Origin of the sequence: Micromonospora sp. BQ11 (genome assembly GCF_052068135.1) — a bacterium.
Lineage (GTDB): Bacteria > Actinomycetota > Actinomycetes > Mycobacteriales > Micromonosporaceae > Micromonospora.
Map to the genome: position 1 here is coordinate 1 of NZ_JBQHDB010000032.1, position 877 is coordinate 877.

General features: G+C 67.2%; 1 pseudogene. It reads left to right on the forward strand.

The features are described 5' to 3' along the window. Positions 1-477: 477 nt before the first annotated feature. Positions 478-877 (forward strand): annotated as a pseudogene (locus ACTMSW_RS30680) (hypothetical protein); the annotation flags it as partial.

Sequence of the window (877 nt, forward strand, 5' to 3'; positions counted from 1 at the left end):
TCGAACTCGACGACAAGTCCACCGTCACCGACAACGACCCCAAGAACTGCGTCAACGTCAAAGACTGCCACGCCTGAACCACATGACGCGGGAGCCCCTTCCGTCGCGCGACCCGCGGACGGAAGGGGCTCCCGCCTTCGGTCGCCCACCCCGGTGAAGGTCTGACAGGACGGCGCCGGGTGGTGGCGTCCCGGCCTGACCGTCCCGGCCGCCCGCTGTGCGACGTCGCGAGGACCTTCGACCTCGAAGCCCGGTATGGCGCCTTCGGCGCCCTCCTACGACGGCCGCACCCGGCGTCCGCACTCCTGCCTACCCGACCCATCCATGTACTAAATGTGGGTTTCCTTCGGATCCGTCCACATGGCGAAGAACATTCTCATACGGTGTTGTTCAGCAGCTACAACCGATTTGTAGCGAAGGCCGCTCGCGAGGGCGAAGCGACCTTGTCTGGGTACAAGGAGAGGGCAGAGAGCTCAGATGTCCAACTACCTTCGCAGTAACGATGACGCCGCTCGCCAGACCACGTCAGCGGCGGGCCGGCGCAAGCTGTGGCTCGCCACCGGCGTCCTGGGCCTGACGGGAGCGGTCAGTCTCACGGGAGTCGCGTACGGGGTCGGCGGCGTCAATGGCCCGGCCGATCCGGAGTGGTCCACGGCGCAGCAGTACAACGACGACGACAAGCGTAATGAGGAGGGTCGCGCCTGGCATGAAGGCCAGGGCCCGGGCGCCGGCAACTGGAACGAGGAGGCCTGGGGAGGCGAGCAGCGTGGCTGGCGCGACGACAAGGGCCGCGGCGAACACGGTAAGGACGACAAGGGTCGGGGTGAGCGCGGCAAGGATGGCAAGGGTCGGGGTGAGGACCGGGATCGGGATCGGG